At 66.5% G+C, this 15485-nt stretch carries 15 protein-coding genes; 11 read left to right on the top strand and 4 right to left on the bottom strand.

From position 1 onward, the window contains the following. Window position 1 precedes the first annotated feature (1 nt). The 3 genes from scpA to VFH65_RS17815 are packed head-to-tail and all read left to right on the top strand — an operon-like array spanning window position 2 to window position 4536. Entirely contained in the window at window positions 2-2224 is a 2223-nt protein-coding gene (gene scpA / locus VFH65_RS17825; protein WP_353323237.1) for a methylmalonyl-CoA mutase, read from the top strand. After that, window positions 2225-3205, top strand: coding sequence for a methylmalonyl Co-A mutase-associated GTPase MeaB (gene meaB / locus VFH65_RS17820; protein WP_353323235.1), 981 nt, complete (start codon window positions 2225-2227; stop codon window positions 3203-3205). A gap of 59 nt (window positions 3206-3264) precedes the next feature. Next, entirely contained in the window at window positions 3265-4536 is a 1272-nt protein-coding gene (locus VFH65_RS17815; protein WP_353323234.1) for a serine hydrolase domain-containing protein, read from the top strand. 12 nt (window positions 4537-4548) lie between these two features. Here the strand turns inward: VFH65_RS17815 and VFH65_RS17810 are convergent, their stop codons facing one another. Together VFH65_RS17810 and VFH65_RS17805 are read right to left on the bottom strand one after the other, a co-directional pair. Continuing rightward, complete coding sequence (locus tag VFH65_RS17810) at window positions 4549-5283, bottom strand: hypothetical protein (protein ID WP_353323233.1); 735 nt, start codon at window positions 5281-5283, stop codon at window positions 4549-4551. A gap of 43 nt (window positions 5284-5326) precedes the next feature. Beyond that, window positions 5327-5680, bottom strand: a complete 354-nt coding sequence (locus VFH65_RS17805; protein ID WP_353323232.1) for an XRE family transcriptional regulator — start codon at window positions 5678-5680, stop codon at window positions 5327-5329. A gap of 136 nt (window positions 5681-5816) precedes the next feature. On the opposite strand from VFH65_RS17805, the gene VFH65_RS17800 reads away from it, so the two are divergent. Beyond that, a complete protein-coding gene (locus VFH65_RS17800) occupies window positions 5817-6464 on the top strand; it encodes a hypothetical protein (protein WP_353323231.1) in 648 nt (215 codons plus the stop codon). 3 nt (window positions 6465-6467) lie between these two features. Here VFH65_RS17800 and VFH65_RS17795 read toward each other — a convergent pair whose 3' ends face one another. After that, a complete protein-coding gene (locus VFH65_RS17795) occupies window positions 6468-6683 on the bottom strand; it encodes a dodecin (RefSeq protein ID WP_353323230.1) in 216 nt (71 codons plus the stop codon). A 267-nt stretch (window positions 6684-6950) separates the two neighbouring features. On the opposite strand from VFH65_RS17795, the gene ileS reads away from it, so the two are divergent. After that, window positions 6951-10106: an isoleucine--tRNA ligase gene (gene ileS / locus VFH65_RS17790; protein ID WP_353323229.1), complete on the top strand. Its 3156-nt coding sequence runs from the start codon at window positions 6951-6953 to the stop codon at window positions 10104-10106. 3 nt (window positions 10107-10109) lie between these two features. Further along, window positions 10110-11495, top strand: coding sequence for a DNA polymerase IV (locus VFH65_RS17785; RefSeq protein ID WP_353323228.1), 1386 nt, complete (start codon window positions 10110-10112; stop codon window positions 11493-11495). On the opposite strand, the gene VFH65_RS17780 is transcribed toward VFH65_RS17785, so the two are convergent. After that, the gene (locus tag VFH65_RS17780; RefSeq protein WP_353323227.1) at window positions 11460-12374 is read right to left on the bottom strand and encodes an asparaginase; all 915 of its coding nucleotides are present in this window, start codon (window positions 12372-12374) and stop codon (window positions 11460-11462) included. The two genes, VFH65_RS17785 and VFH65_RS17780, sit on opposite strands and share 36 nt — an antisense overlap. Before the next feature lie 42 nt (window positions 12375-12416). On the opposite strand from VFH65_RS17780, the gene lspA reads away from it, so the two are divergent. The 5 genes from lspA to VFH65_RS17755 all read left to right on the top strand — a co-directional run. Then, window positions 12417-12983 carry a signal peptidase II gene (gene lspA / locus VFH65_RS17775; protein ID WP_353323226.1) on the top strand — a complete coding sequence of 189 codons (567 nt, stop codon included), beginning with the start codon at window positions 12417-12419 and terminating at the stop codon, window positions 12981-12983. Beyond that, window positions 12980-13909, top strand: coding sequence for an RluA family pseudouridine synthase (locus VFH65_RS17770; protein WP_353323225.1), 930 nt, complete (start codon window positions 12980-12982; stop codon window positions 13907-13909). The genes lspA and VFH65_RS17770 overlap by 4 nt, the downstream gene beginning before the upstream one ends. Continuing rightward, window positions 13906-14808 carry an EamA family transporter RarD gene (gene rarD, locus VFH65_RS17765; protein WP_353323223.1) on the top strand — a complete coding sequence of 301 codons (903 nt, stop codon included), beginning with the start codon at window positions 13906-13908 and terminating at the stop codon, window positions 14806-14808. Before VFH65_RS17770 ends, rarD begins: the two co-directional genes overlap by 4 nt. 38 nt (window positions 14809-14846) lie before the next feature. Further along, on the top strand, window positions 14847-15224 hold the full coding sequence (locus VFH65_RS17760) for a YciI family protein (protein ID WP_353323222.1): 378 nt from the start codon (window positions 14847-14849) through the stop codon (window positions 15222-15224). 14 nt (window positions 15225-15238) lie between these two features. Continuing rightward, window positions 15239-15485: sigma factor (locus VFH65_RS17755; RefSeq protein ID WP_353323220.1), on the top strand; the 247-nt coding region annotated here is incomplete at its 3' end.

The following is a 15485-nucleotide window of genomic DNA, read 5'->3' as shown; positions in this document are numbered from 1 at the left end:
GGTGACCACAACAACAGGAATCGGCAGCTTCGCCGACATTCCGCTTCACGGCGAGCGCCGTGCTGAGTCGGCGACCGAGGCCGCCGTCGCCAAGCACGTCGAAGCGGCCGCCGCCGCGCACGGCTACACACCGGACCAGCTGGACTGGGTGACCCCGGAGGGCATCGACGTCAGGCCGGTCTACATCGCCGCCGACCGCGATGCTGCTGTGGCCGCAGGCTACCCGCTGGACAGTTTCCCCGGCGAACCTCCATACGTGCGTGGGCCGTATCCGACGATGTACGTCAACCAGCCATGGACGATCCGGCAGTACGCGGGCTTTTCCACCGCAGCCGAATCCAACGCCTTCTACCGCCGCAACTTGGCCGCAGGGCAGAAGGGCCTGTCGGTGGCCTTCGACCTGGCCACCCACCGCGGCTACGACTCCGACCATCCGCGCGTCGCCGGCGACGTCGGAATGGCAGGGGTGGCAATCGATTCCATCCTCGACATGCGCCAGCTGTTCGACGGCATCGACCTGTCGACGGTCTCGGTGTCGATGACCATGAACGGTGCAGTGCTGCCGATCCTCGCGCTGTATGTGGTCGCCGCGGAGGAGCAGGGCGTGCCGCCGGAGAAGCTTGCCGGGACCATCCAGAACGACATCCTCAAAGAGTTCATGGTCCGCAACACCTACATCTATCCGCCGAAGGCGTCGATGCGGATCATCTCCGACATCTTCGCCTACACGAGCACGAAGATGCCGAAGTTCAACTCGATCTCGATCTCCGGCTACCACATCCAAGAAGCTGGTGCCACAGCGGATCTCGAGCTGGCCTACACCCTGGCCGACGGTGTCGAGTACATCAAGGCCGGCCTGGACGCGGGCCTGGACATCGACAAGTTCGCGCCGCGGCTGTCGTTCTTCTGGGGCATCGGGATGAACTTCTTCATGGAGGTGGCCAAGCTGCGCGCCGGCAGGCTGCTGTGGAGTGAGCTCGTCGCTGAGTTCAACCCCAAGGACGCGAAATCGCTGTCCCTGCGCACACATTCGCAGACGTCGGGCTGGTCGCTGACCGCGCAGGATCCGTTCAATAACGTCGCACGCACCTGCATCGAGGCGATGGCCGCTACCCAGGGGCACACCCAGTCGCTGCACACCAACGCGCTCGACGAGGCGCTGGCACTGCCGACCGACTTCTCGGCCCGCATCGCCCGCAACACACAGCTGGTATTGCAGCAGGAGTCCGGCACCACCCGGCCGATCGATCCGTGGGGCGGCTCCTATTACGTGGAGTGGCTGACCCATCAGCTAGCCGAAAAAGTGCGTGCCCACCTGCGCGAGGTCGCCGAGCACGGCGGCATGGCGCAGGCGATCAGCGAAGGCATCCCGAAGCTACGCATCGAAGAAGCCGCAGCGCGCACGCAGGCCCGCATCGACTCCGGTGCGCAGACGGTGATCGGCGTGAACAAGTACCAAACCGATGAGGACCACGAGATCGAGGTGCTCAAGGTCGAGAACAGCCGGGTGCGCGCCGAGCAGCTGGCCAAGTTGGCGCAGCTGCGGGCCGACCGTGACCAGGGGGCCGTCGACGCCGCGCTGGCCGAGCTGAGCCGCGCCGCGGGCACGGAAGGCAACCTGCTCGAGCTCGCGATCAACGCCGCCCGGGCCAAGGCCACCGTCGGCGAGATTTCCGACGCGCTGGAGAAGGTATGGGGCCGTCATCAGGCGGAGATCCGTACCATCGCCGGGGTCTACCGCGACGAAGTCGGAAAGGTCAGCAACATCGCAAGTGCTAGCGAGCTAGTCGAAAAGTTCGCCGAGGCCGACGGCCGCCGGCCGCGAATCCTGGTCGCCAAAATGGGGCAGGACGGGCACGACCGCGGGCAGAAAGTGATCGCGACCGCATTTGCCGACATCGGCTTCGACGTCGACGTCGGCTCGCTGTTCTCCACCCCGGAGGAGGTGGCTCGCCAAGCCGCTGACAACGACGTGCATGTAGTGGGGGTGTCGTCATTGGCGGCCGGACACCTGACGCTGGTGCCCGCGTTGCGCGATGCGCTCGCCGAGGTGGGCAGGCCCGACATCATGATCGTCGTGGGTGGCGTCATCCCGCCCGGCGACTTCGACGAGCTCTACGCCGCGGGCGCCACCGCGATCTTCCCGCCAGGCACCGTGATCGCCGACGCCGCCATCGGCCTGCTCGGCAAGTTGGCCGAGCGGCTCGGCTACACGCTGAGCTAGATGGCCGACCAGGTCTGCGACCTTGCCGCCGCCGTCCGCGACGGCGATCGTGCCGCCCTGCCCCGGGCGATCACGCTGGTCGAGTCGACGCGCCCGGATCACCGCGAACAGGCCCAGCAGCTGCTTCTGGCGCTGATGCCGGAGGCGGGCGGCGCGATGCACATCGGCATCACCGGCGTGCCGGGTGTCGGCAAGTCGACGACCATCGAGGCGCTCGGCATGTATCTGATCGAGCAGGGCCATCGCGTCGCGGTGTTGGCCGTCGATCCGTCGTCCACGCGCACCGGTGGGTCGATCCTGGGCGACAAGACCCGGATGGCGAGGTTGGCCGTCCATCCCGACGCCTACATCCGCCCGTCACCCACCTCGGGCACGCTCGGTGGGGTCGCGAAGGCCACCCGGGAAACCATTGTGTTGCTGGAGGCGGCGGGGTTCGACGTGATCCTTGTCGAGACCGTTGGCGTCGGTCAGTCCGAGGTGACCGTGGCGAACATGGTCGACACCTTCGTGTTTCTGACCCTGGCACGCACCGGCGATCAGCTGCAGGGCATCAAGAAGGGCGTGCTCGAACTTGCCGACATTGTGGTGGTGAACAAGGCCGACGGCGAGCACGCGGTGGAGGCCAAGGCCGCAGCGCGTGAACTGACGGGCGCGATCCGATTGATCTATCCACGCGAAACCCTTTGGCGCCCCCCAGTTCTCACGATGAGCGCACTGCAGGGCGTCGGCTTGTCCGAGTTGTGGGACACCGTGCTCAAGCACCGTCAGGTGATTAGCGGTGCAGGGGAGTTCGAGGCGCGCCGCCGGGCCCAGCAGGTGGACTGGACGTGGTCGATGGTCCGCGACACCGTGCTGGACCGGGTGTTGTCGAATCCCGAGGTGCGCCGGATCCGGGCGGAGGTGGAGCGTCAGGTCCGCGACGGTGAGCTGACCCCCGCGCTTGCTGCACAACGGCTCCTCGATGCCGCTGACCGGCGGTGAATTAACGAATGGGTAACACCTGGTTTATTTGCCGGGGTTGCAGGTAAATTCAATACATTGTGACGGGAGTCAATAACGGGGAGCGCAGCGCGGCGCTCCCGCACGGTATTCAGGGCGCGGCTGACTCCAATTTCGGCTGCACCCTGAAGGGGTTCGCGCAGCTGTTCCCCGGCCGCCGATTCGGCGGTGGCGCCCTGTCGGTCTATCTGCATGGCGAGCCGGTGGTGGACATCTGGACCGGATACGCCGACCGTAGGGGTACCGAGTTCTGGACCGCGGATACCGGCGCGATGGTCTTCTCCGTCACCAAGGGCATGGCGTCGACGGTCATCCACCGCCTGGTCGACCGCGGTCTGATCGTCTACGACGCGCCGGTCGCCACCTACTGGCCCGAATTCGGCGCGAACGGCAAGGCCGACATCACGGTGCGCGACGTCATGCGCCACCGCGCCGGGTTGTCCCATCTGAGCGGCGTGAGCAAGGCCGACCTGCTGAACCATCAGGCGATGGAGGAGCGGATCGCGGCCGCGGCGCCCAATCGCGTGCTGTATGGCAAGCCGGCGTATCACGCGCTGACCTACGGCTGGTTGATGTCAGGACTTGCCCGTGCCGTCACCGGTAAGGGGATGCGCGACCTGATTCGCGAGGAGCTGGCCGAACCGCTGAACACCGACGGACTGCACCTGGGCCGCCCGCCCGCCGACGCACCGACAAAGGCGGCGCAGATCCTGATTCCGCAGGGCACCTTCGCCAATCCGATGTTCAACTTCGTCGCGCCGAGGGTCGCGGCCCTTACATACTCCGGCGTCTTCGGATCGGTGTACTTCCCCGGGATGAAAGCCGTTGTCCAGGGCGACATCCCGTTCCTCGACGCCGAGATACCAGCGGCCAACGGTGTCGCGACGGCGCGCGGGCTGGCCAAGATGTACGGCGCGATCGCCAACGGCGGTCGCATCGACGGCACCCAATTCCTGTCGAAGGAGCTGGTGGACGGACTCACCGGGCGCCCCAGTCTGCTGCCGGACCGAAACATTCTCGTGCCGCTGTCCTTCAATCTGGGCTATCACGGCGTGCCGTTCCCGCCCGGCTTCCTGCCCGGCTTCGGCCACGCGGGCCTCGCCGGTTCGGTCGGCTGGGCAGATCCCGCGAGCGGGCTGTCGTTCGGCTTCGTGCACAACCGGCTGCTGACGCGGATGCTGCTGGACCAGGTCACGTTCGCCGGACTGGCCACGTTGATCCGCAGGGACGCGGCACAGGCACGTAAGCGGGGATACGTGACGACGCCGGCGTTCGGAGCTCCGTACGAGGTGCCGCGGACCGTCGCGGGTTAGCCCTGGATCAGCTCACTGGTTCGCGTCGGAGAACCACTTGGTTTTCATCCGCCAGGACTCCGCCGACGTGAGCGCGAACCCGGCGCCGCACAGGCATGCGAAGACCCACACGAGCGTGCCGCCCTCGACCGTTTGCAGCGGCGTGATGTAGGCGGTGACGATGCGGACGATGCACGCGGCGATGCCTGCGGCCGAGGCCACGAGGTAGATGTTGGCGATTCGGCGCGATCGCGGGTCCTTGCGCAGGATGAGCAGCGCTCGACACCCATACCCCAACAGATAGATGAGGGTGCCGCACAGCAGCAGCCAGTAGGTGTTCAGCCAGAAGTCGGTGGGCACGTCGAAGAAGTCGGGCTTGTATATCGCCGCGCCGTTGCCGAGAGAGAACGTCACCAGCAGCAGCGGAATGCACACCGTCGCCGGGCGCTCGATGTACTGCTTGAAGGACCGTTGCAGCGAGTGGTCGTCCTGGAGCCTGCCGAGCGCGTTGTAGACCACCGCGGACGCGGCCACGATGTAGCAGTCGTGGCCGATGTAATCCTCGAGATTCCACTTCCCGGTCAGCGCATGAAGCCAAACGCCGACGGTCTCCGACGCCAGCGGGGACATCAGCACAACCGCGAGGCCCTGCAAAGCAATGTTCAGGGTGGCGGCGACCTCCCAGCGGCTCGACCACGTGACACGCCGAATCCACAAACTCCACGCGATACAGCAAAGTGTGATCGCGATGAGCGTTGCGAGAGCCATGAGAGTTGCCTTTTAGCCGCAGTGTCCTCAGCAAATTGTAGAGCTAAAGCGGGGGAGCGTCACTGCGCGGTTTGAGTTCGGACAGCTTCGGGGTCCGGGTGAGCGTCGGTTCTCTGACGGCCGTGACCGTGAAGGCGGGCGACTCGACGTAGCTCCACACCTCCTGGCGACTCATCAATCCGAAGCGGATCTGCAGGTCGGGATAGCTCAGGCCGAACCTGTCGGCCACTCGCCTCAGCTCTTCGGCGTCGGGATAGTCGGCTTCTTTGATGCGACGGTAGTACGTACTGCTCGACGTGCCGAGCGCGTCGTAGATGTCCTTTGCCTCAACGTCTCCGTCCAGGAGGTAGTCGAGGAGGGCCTTGAGTTGTCTGCCGTTCTCGTCGGTCCGAGGCATTATCACACGATAGACCAATTTCCCGTGAATGGGCAGTGACCGCCGCAAACCGGAATGTGTTGCCATAATTGACACCAGCGTCACAGTTTCGGGAGTGGTCTCCCATTTCTGGGACACATCGCGTACGGTTGGCAACATGGTTGCCCCAAACATGGCCAGGCCGAGCAGCGAGACGATGAGCACGTTCGGCGGCTACCCCACAGCAACATTGCAGATTGCCGACCACAGCGTCGCGCAGGGATCCCGTTCCTCGACGATGCAGCGGGTGTCGGCGCCGGCCACTGCCGAGCTGGCGGCCGAGCTTGATGGCGCCGCTTCCTGGCTTGACGTGTCGCCGGACGCGCTACTGCTTGCAGCGCTCGGCCGGACGATCGCGCGAGTGATCGGCGATGGCGTCACCGCCGTGGACGTCACCGACGACCGGCGCTGGCTGCTTCACGCGGTCCCGCTGATCTGTGCGACTTCGCAGCACGCAAGCGCCACCGAAGTACTGGCTGATGTGCACCGCGCGCTCGCGACCGCGCCGAGCTACCCCTCAGACGCCGCCTCCGAGATCCTGCTCAACTACGTCGGCGCGGTGCCCGCGGGCACGATGCCGATTAACGAGACACCGCCAGGGCTTGGGCACGCGCTGGAAGTGCGGGTGTACAGCTCGGCGGACGAGCTGCACGTCGACTGGTGGTACGACACCGCCCGGTTCGACAGCTACACGGTCGAAGAGCTCACCGAGCAGTTCGGCCTTGCGCTCATCGAAATGACCTCGGACGCCGCCGCTCCGCTGTAACCGTCAGCTCGAATCCTCAAGACGGAAGCCCACTTTCAGCGTCACCTGAAAGTGGCCGATATCGCCGTCCGAAAGGTGCCCGCGGACCGACTGGACCTCGAACCAGTCCAGTCCGCGCATGGTCTGCGACGCCCGGGACACCGCGTTGCGGATCGCCGAGTCGATACCGTCAGGCGAGCTGCCGACAATCTCGATGACTCGGTAGGTGTGATCACTCATGGCACCGAACGCTACGCCCGGTCCAGGCCGCGGCAACCGATTTGCGCCCGGCCTCTAGACTTGACAATGAACGGCGCCGATCCGGCCATCACCGGGGAGCCTTCGGAAGAACAGCTGATACAGCCCAGTAGAACCGAACGGGTGGGCCCGTCATCGCCCGAGTTGAGCGGCGCACCACCTGGTGCGCAAGCGGGGTGGTACCGCGGCGCTCGCGCACCAGCGCGACGTCGTCCCCGTGCCTGACGTTTTGGCACAGGAGACCACGCAGTGAGCGCCTACCCGAAGCCGGCCGCCGGAGCGCCGAACTTTCCCGCCCTCGAGGCCGACGTCCTGGACTACTGGGACAGCGACGATACGTTCCGTGCGAGCGTTGCGCGCAGAGACGGCGCAGAAGAATACGTGTTCTATGATGGCCCGCCGTTCGCCAACGGCCTGCCGCACTACGGGCATCTGCTCACCGGTTATGTAAAGGACATCGTCCCCAGGTACCGCACCATGCGCGGGTACAAGGTCGAGCGCCGCTTCGGGTGGGACACCCACGGCCTGCCCGCCGAACTCGAGGTGCAGCGCCAGCTCGGCATCTCCGACAAGGCGCAGATCGAAGAGATGGGCATCGAGAAGTTCAACGACGCCTGCCGGGCGTCAGTGCTCAAGTACACCAACGAATGGCGCGCGTATGTCACCCGCCAGGCCCGCTGGGTCGATTTCGACAACGACTACAAGACGCTCGATCCGACCTTCATGGAATCGGTGATCTGGGCGTTCAAGCAGTTGTGGGACAAAGGCCTTGCCTACGAAGGCAATCGGGTGCTGCCGTACTGCTGGAACGACGAAACGCCGCTGTCCAGCCACGAACTGCGGATGGACGACGACGTCTACCAGAGCCGGCAGGACCCGGCGATCACCGTGGGATTCAAGGTGACCGGTGGTCCGCGCTCCGATCTTGATGGCGCCTACCTCCTCATCTGGACGACGACGCCGTGGACGCTGCCGTCGAACCAGGCCGTCGCGGTCAACCCCGAGGTCAGCTACGTCTTGGTTCAGGGGCCCGATGACAGACGCTATGTGTTGGCGCAGGCGCGGCTGGCGGCCTACGCGCGCGAACTCGGCGAAGAACCCGAGATCCTCGGCACATACACCGGCAAGGACCTGCTGCAGACGCGCTACTTGCCGCCGTTTCCGTATTTCATGGACGCGCCGGACTCATTTCGGGTGCTGCCCGCCGAGTTCGTCAGCACCGAGGACGGCACCGGCATCGTGCACATGTCGCCGGCCTACGGCGAGGACGACATGACCATCACCCAGGCGGCCGGCATCGTCGCCGTCACGCCGGTCGACTCGAAGGGCCGGTTCGACGCGACGGTGCCCGACTACGCGGGCCAGCACGTGTTCGACGCCAACCCGCAGATCATCCGCGACCTGAAACACCAGGGAACCCCAGCTGGGGTCAACGGTGCGGTGCTGCTGCGCCACGAGACCTACGAGCACTCCTACCCGCATTGCTGGCGGTGCCGGAATCCGTTGATCTATCGTGCGGTTTCGTCGTGGTTCATCAAGGTCACCGATTTCCGTGACCGCATGGTCGAGCTGAACAAAGAGATCACCTGGTACCCGGAGCACGTCAAGGACGGCCAGTTCGGCAAGTGGCTGTCCGGCGCTCGCGACTGGTCGATCTCGCGAAACCGCTACTGGGGCACGCCGATTCCGGTGTGGCTCTCCGACGATCCGGCGTATCCGCGCATCGACGTGTACGGGAGCCTCGACGAGCTCGAGCGCGACTTCGGTGTGCGGCCCGACAACCTGCACCGGCCCTACATCGACGAGCTGACCCGGCCCAATCCCGACGATCCCACCGGCAAGTCGATGATGCGTCGCATCGAGGACGTATTCGATGTGTGGTTCGACTCGGGTTCGATGCCGTACGCACAGGTGCACTATCCATTCGAGAATCAGAAATGGTTCGATGGCGTGAGCGGCGCGGACAGCCAGACCGGTGTCGACGCGCACTTTCCCGGTGACTTCATCGTCGAGTACATCGGCCAGACCCGCGGATGGTTCTACACGCTGCACATTCTGGCCACCGCACTGTTCGACAAGCCCGCGTTCAAAACCTGTGTGGCGCATGGCATCGTGCTGGGCAACGACGGACAGAAGATGAGCAAGTCGCTGCGCAACTACCCCGATGTAACCGAGGTGTTCGACCGCGACGGCTCCGATGCGATGCGCTGGTTCCTGATGGCGTCGCCGATCCTGCGCGGTGGCAACCTGATCGTCACCGAGCAGGGCATCCGCGAAGGCGTCCGGCAGGTGCTGCTGCCGTTGTGGAACGCCTACAGCTTCCTGGCTCTCTATGCGCCGAAGAAGGGCAACTGGCGCACCGATTCGCGCCATGTGCTGGACCGCTACATCCTGGCCAAGCTGGCGGTGTTGCGCGACGACCTCACCGAGTCGCTGGATACCTGCGACATCTCGGGCGCGTGCGATCAGCTGCGCCAGTTCACCGAGGCGCTGACGAATTGGTATGTGCGACGGTCGCGTTCACGGTTCTGGGAGGAGGATCCCGACGCGATCGACACGCTGCACACGGTGCTCGAGGTGACGGGCCGCATTGCCGCCCCGCTGTTGCCGCTCATCACCGAGGTGATCTGGCGCGGTGTGACCGGTGAGCGCTCGGTGCATCTGACCGACTGGCCGCAGGCCCGCGAACTGCCCGCGGATGCGGAGCTGGTCGCCGCGATGGACCAGGTGCGGGAGGTGTGCTCGGCGGGATCCTCGCTGCGCAAGGCCAAGAAGCTGCGCGTGCGGCTGCCACTGCCGAAACTGACTGTCGCGGTGGCAAACCCGCAGAGCCTGGAGCCGTTCAAGGATTTGATCGCCGACGAGCTCAACGTCAAGGCGGTCGAACTCACCGACGACATCGACACCTACGGCCGCTTCGAGCTGACGGTAAATGCGCGCGTCGCCGGCCCGCGACTCGGCAAGGACGTGCAAGTCGCGATCAAGGCCGTCAAGGCGGGCGAGGCCGTCGTCAACGCCGACGGCACGCTGACTGCGGGCCCTGCGGTATTGCAGCCCGACGAGTACAGCTCGCGGCTGGTCGCGGCCGACCCGGAGTACACCGCCGCGCTGCCCGACGGCGCGGGTCTGGTGGTGCTCGACGGTAACGTCACCCCGGAGCTGGAGGCCGAGGGGTGGGCCAAGGACCGCATCCGGGAACTGCAGGACCTGCGCAAGTCGACGGGCCTCGACGTGTCCGACCGGATCTCGGTCGTCATCTCGGTGCCCGCGAAACGGGAGGACTGGGCGCGCACGCATAGCGGGCTGATCGCACGCGAAATCCTTGCCACCAGTTTCGAATTCGGCGAGCCGGCCGACGGCAGCGAGATCGGCGACGGCGTACGGGTCGCGATCGCCAAGGCCTGATTCTTGGCCGATCGCTGGGTGCTGCACTTCGACATGGACGCGTTCTTCGCGTCCGTCGAGCAGCTGACCAGGCCAACCCTGCGCGGACGACCGGTCCTCGTCGGCGGGGTCGGCGGCCGCGGTGTCGTCGCCGGTGCCAGCTACGAGTCGCGTGTCTACGGGGCCCGGTCGGCGATGCCCATGCACCAGGCCCGCCGCATGGTCGGCGCCGCCGCGGTGGTGCTGCCGCCGCGCGGCGTGGTCTACGGAGTGGCCAGCCGCCGGGTATTCGACACGGTCCGAACGTTGGTGCCCGTTCTCGAGCAGCTGTCGTTCGACGAGGCGTTCGGCGAACCCGTCGAACTGGCGCGCGCGTCGGCCGACGACGTCGAGGCGTTCTGCAAGGCGATGAAGGCCAAGGTGTTGGACCAGACCGGGCTGATCGCCTCCGTCGGCGCCGGATCGGGCAAGCAAGTCGCCAAGATCGCGTCGGATCTGGCCAAGCCCAACGGCATTCGGGTGGTGCGCCGCAACGAGGAACGCGTACTGCTCGACGGCCTGCCCGTGCGGCGGCTCTGGGGCATCGGACCAGTGGCCGAGGAGAAGCTGCACCGGCTCGGCGTCGAAACCATCGGCGCGTTCGCGGCCCTGTCCGACGCCGAGGCGGCCAACATCCTCGGCGCGACCGTCGGCCCTGCATTGCACCGGCTGGCCCAGGGCATCGACGACCGCCCGGTCGCCGAAAACGCCCCGGCCAAACAGATCAGCGCCGAATCCACCTTCCCTGAGGACCTGACCACGCTCGACCAACTGCGTGAGGCGGCAGGCCCGATCGGCGAGCATGCGCACGCGCGTCTGGAGAAGGACGGTCGCGGCGCGCGAACGGTCACCGTGAAGCTCAAGAAGTCCGACATGAGCATTCTCACGCGGTCCGCGACGCTTCCGTATGCCACCGCCGACGCGGCGACGCTGATCACCATGGCGCGCCGGCTCCTGCTCGACCCCGTCGAAATCGGTCCGATTCGCCTTGTGGGCATTGGCTTTTCGGGCCTGTCCGACGTCCGTCAGGAGTCACTGTTCCCCGATCTCGAGCTGGCAGCCGAGGACGTTCCGCACACCAGGCTCCCACCGACGCTCACCGACGCCGCCGCGACGGCTCCGGCCTGGCGCCTCGGCGACGACGTCGCGCACACCGAATTCGGGCACGGCTGGATTCAGGGCGCCGGACACGGCGTGATGACGGTGCGGTTCGAGACCCGCAGCACCGGGCCGGGCCCGGTGCGTACGTTTCCCGATGACACCGCCGACATTGAACGAGCCAACCCCGTCGACAGTCTGGACTGGCCCGAATACGTCAGCGAACTGGCGGCCCGCTCAGCCCCAGCGGGCGACGACGTCGTCGACGGCTGAACCGCTCGCAAGTGCCGCCATCAGCAGGACCCGTGCCTGAGCCGGCCGCAGCCGTGGCACCACCACCGCGCCGGCGTCGACCAACTCACGGCCCGGTCCGTAGCCGGGGCTGACGTGCCCGCCTGGCACCCGCGTCGACACCGTCACCGCCACGCCGTCGCGGCAGTGTCGCCGCACACCGTCGATCACCGCCGCCGGGGCATTGCCCGAGCCCAGCGCCTCCAGCACGAGTCCCCGCGCCCCGGCCGCCACGCACGCATCCATCGCCACCGCGTCAGCTCCCGGATACACCGCGACGATGTCCACGCGCGGCGCCGTCGCGGCCGAACGCGCACCGAGACGCGGCCGCACCTTGGCGCCGCTCGGCGTGAACCGCCCGTCGCTGACCGCGCCGACGGCCGTCCCTGCGAAGCCACGCAGGTCATGTGTGGCGACCTTCTGCAGGCCCAGCGGCTGCCACACCGTGCCCGCGAACGTCACCAGCACACCCAGGTCCCACGCGTCCTCACTGCCCGCCACGGCGAGCGCGTCGAGCAGATTGCGCGGTCCGTCGGCATCCAGCGCATCGGCGCTGCGCTGCGCACCGGTGAGCACGACGGGCGCGGCGCCGTCGTAGGTCAGTTCCAGCCACAGCGCCGTCTCCTCCATGGTGTCGGTACCGTGTGTGATCACCACACCGGCATCCGACGGCAGTGCGGAGCGGATCCGGTCCCAGTCGACGGGCGTCAACTGCGAGCTGTCCACCGCCATCAGGTCGACTACCTCGACGTCAAGCCCGGAGGTCAGCGCCGCGCCCGTACGGGTGGGACGCTTCACTCCGTCGTCGTCGGTGCTGGTGGCGATCGTGCCGCCGGTGGTGAGGACTACGAGGCGGCCCATGGGGGAAATCATTCCCCATTCACGCTTTGGGATGATGGGGGAGTGACTGATGAATCCGCGGGATCGGCTGAGCCGGTGACCGACGCCGAGGCCGTCGAGCCTGCGACGCCGCGACGCCGGCTGCGCCTGCTGCTCACCGTCGCGGCGGTGGTGCTGGTGGCCGACATCGTCACCAAGGTGCTCGCGGTGAAACTTCTGACGCCGGGACAGCCGGTGTCGATCATCGGTGACACCGTCACCTGGACGCTGGTTCGCAACTCCGGTGCCGCGTTCTCGATGGCGACCGGCTACACCTGGGTGCTTACGCTGATCGCGACCGGTGTGGTCTTCGGCATCATCTGGATGGGCAGGAGGCTCGTTTCGCCGTGGTGGGCGATCGGTCTCGGCATGATCCTTGGTGGCGCGATGGGCAATCTGGTGGACCGGTTCTTCCGGGCGCCCGGGCCGCTACAGGGACATGTCGTGGACTTCCTGTCCATCGGATGGTGGCCGGTGTTCAACGTCGCCGACCCGTCTGTCGTCGGAGGAGCAATCTTGCTAGTTGTCCTGTCGCTGTTCGGGTTTGATTTCGACACGCCGAGCCGCCGCAAGGCCGACGGCTCAGAGTGACGACCCGCTCGATGCCGGTCCCGGAGGGGCTGGCGGGCATGCGAGTCGACGCAGGGCTGGCGCGGCTGCTCGGGCTGTCACGGACCGCAGCGGCGGCGCTGGCCGAAGACGGCGGCGTCGACCTCGACGGCACTCGCGCAGGCAAATCCGACAAACTGACGGCAGGCGCTTGGCTCGAGGTGCGCCTACCGGAAGCTCCTGCGCCGGTGGAGAATACGCCCGTCGAGGTCGAGGGCATGACGATCCTGTACTCCGACGATGACATCGTGGCGGTCGACAAACCGCCTGGGGTCGCAGCACACGCGACGGTCGGGTGGACCGGGCCGACGGTGTTGGGCGGCCTAGCTGCGGCGGGCTTTCGGATCAGCACGTCGGGAATCCATGAGCGGCAAGGCATTGTGCACCGTCTCGACGTCGGCACTTCGGGCGTCATGATGGTGGCGCTCTCCGAACGCGCCTACACCGTGCTCAAGCGGGCATTCAAGCAGCGAACCGTCGAAAAGCGCTACCACGCAGTGGTGCAGGGCCACCCGGACCCCTCCAGCGGGACCATCGACGCGCCCATCGGCCGCCATCGCGGACACGACTGGAAGTTCGCCGTCACCGAAGGCGGCAGGCACAGCATCACCCACTACGACACACTGGAGGCGCACCGGGCCGCCAGCCTGCTCGACATCGAGCTGGAAACCGGTCGCACCCACCAGATTCGGGTGCACTTCGCCGCATTGCACCATCCCTGTGCCGGGGACCTGACCTACGGCGCCGACCCGACACTGGCCAAAAAGCTTGGCCTGGAGCGTCAATGGCTGCACGCCAGGTCGTTGGCGTTCACGCACCCAGCCGACGGACGACGCGTGGAGATCACCAGCCCCTACCCTGCCGACCTGCAGCACGCCCTCGAAGTGTTGCGCCGCGCCGAACCGTGAGTGACGCCCGTAAATCTGGCTTGCTGTTCGGCGTCGGCGCGTACGCCATGTGGGGCCTGTTCCCGGCGTTCTTTCCACTGCTCAAGCCCGCCAACGCATTCGAAATCCTTGCGCACCGGATCATCTGGTGCTTCGCGCTGATGGTCGTGGTCGTCGCGGCGGTGCGCCGACTCCGTGACATTCGCGCGATCACGCCGCGCACGTGGCTGCTGCTGACGTTCGCGTCGGCCCTGATCTCCGTCAACTGGGTCATTTACATTTATGCGGTCAACAACGGCCACGTTGTGGATGCCGCGCTCGGGTATTTCATCAACCCGCTGGTGACCGTGGCGCTGGGGCTGCTGATCTTCCGCGAACGGCTCAATCGCGCGCAGTTCGTCGCCTTGGCCGTCGCGGTCGTGGCCGTGGTGGTGCTGACCGTCGAGGTCGGTTCGCCGCCGATCATCGGCCTCGGGCTGGCGTTCTCATTCGCCATATATGGGGCGGTCAAGAAGGTGGTGCCGACCGATCCTCGGGTCAGCGTCGGCATAGAGGCTGGGGTAGCCGGACCTTTCGCTCTCGCCTACCTCGCCGTGCTGCAGGTCACTGGCCACGCGACGTTCGCCGAACACGGTCCCGGCCACGTCACGCTGATGATTCTGGCCGGCGTGGTGACCGCACTGCCCCTGCTGTTCTTTGCCGCCGCCGCGCAGCGGCTGCCGCTGGTGACGATGGGTCTGCTGTTCTACCTCACCCCGGCGATGCAGCTGACCTGGGGCGTGGTCGTCGGGCACGAGCCGATGCCGCCGGCGCGGTGGTTGGGCTTCGCGCTGATCTGGGTGGCGCTGGCGGTTTTCAGCGTCGACGCCTTTCGGCGGGGACGTGTCGATCGGGCCTCGCTCCAATCGTCATCCCGGTGACAACCGTCAGATTCGGATAGAACCAGGAGGATTGAGTCATGCGGTACTGCCTATTGATGCATTACCAGGAGGGCTCGGAAGTCGGGCTGACCGAAGAGGACATGGCTCCTGCGATGGAAGCCTTCAACGCCTACGCGGATGACCTGACGGCCGCAGGGGTGCTGATCGATACGGAGGTACTCGAGTCCGTTGTCGCCACCACCACGGTGACCGCTCGCAACGGCACGCCCGAAGTTCAGGACGGGCCGTTCATCGACACGAAGGAGAAGCTCGGCGGCATCTTCGTCATCGAGGTCGATAACCTCGACGAGGCACTGAAGTGGGCCCACCGCAATCCGGCCAACGGCTGGGGTTCGGTCGAAATCCGCCCGGTGGCGCGGACATACGCCGCCGACCGCGGGTGGTACAACCCGTAGAGGTGCAGGCCCGGGTGGCCCAGGTCGCCCGGGACTCGTACGGACGTCTGCTGGCCGTCCTCGCGGCGCCGACGCGCGACATCGCCGCCGCCGAGGACGCGCTGGCCGACGCCCTTGAACGCGCGCTGGCGCGCTGGCCCGAGGACGGCATACCCGCCAATCCCGAGGGTTGGATTCTCACCGTGGCGCGCAACCGATTGCGCGATGGGTGGAAGTCATCCGCACACCGGATGACCGCGCCACTTGACGAAATCGACAGCG

Origin of the sequence: Mycobacterium sp. (genome assembly GCF_035697385.1) — a bacterium.
GTDB lineage: Bacteria > Actinomycetota > Actinomycetes > Mycobacteriales > Mycobacteriaceae > Mycobacterium.
Note: the sequence above shows the minus strand (reverse complement) of the source record. Positions and strands in the feature narration are given on the sequence as shown.

Bases quoted from the DNA above. Each gene is read 5' to 3' on its own strand.
- VFH65_RS17760 (WP_353323222.1), top strand. From the start codon at position 14,847: ATGCGGTACTGCCTATTGATGCATTACCAGGAGGGCTCGGAAGTCGGG.
- VFH65_RS17780 (WP_353323227.1), bottom strand. From the start codon at position 12,374: ATGGGCCGCCTCGTAGTCCTCACCACCGGCGGCACGATCGCCACCAGC.
- VFH65_RS17805 (WP_353323232.1), bottom strand. From the start codon at position 5,680: ATGCCTCGGACCGACGAGAACGGCAGACAACTCAAGGCCCTCCTCGAC.
- VFH65_RS17795 (WP_353323230.1), bottom strand. From the start codon at position 6,683: ATGAGTGATCACACCTACCGAGTCATCGAGATTGTCGGCAGCTCGCCT.
- VFH65_RS17810 (WP_353323233.1), bottom strand. From the start codon at position 5,283: ATGGCTCTCGCAACGCTCATCGCGATCACACTTTGCTGTATCGCGTGG.
- VFH65_RS17800 (WP_353323231.1), top strand. From the start codon at position 5,817: ATGGTTGCCCCAAACATGGCCAGGCCGAGCAGCGAGACGATGAGCACG.
- meaB (WP_353323235.1), top strand. From the start codon at position 2,225: ATGGCCGACCAGGTCTGCGACCTTGCCGCCGCCGTCCGCGACGGCGAT.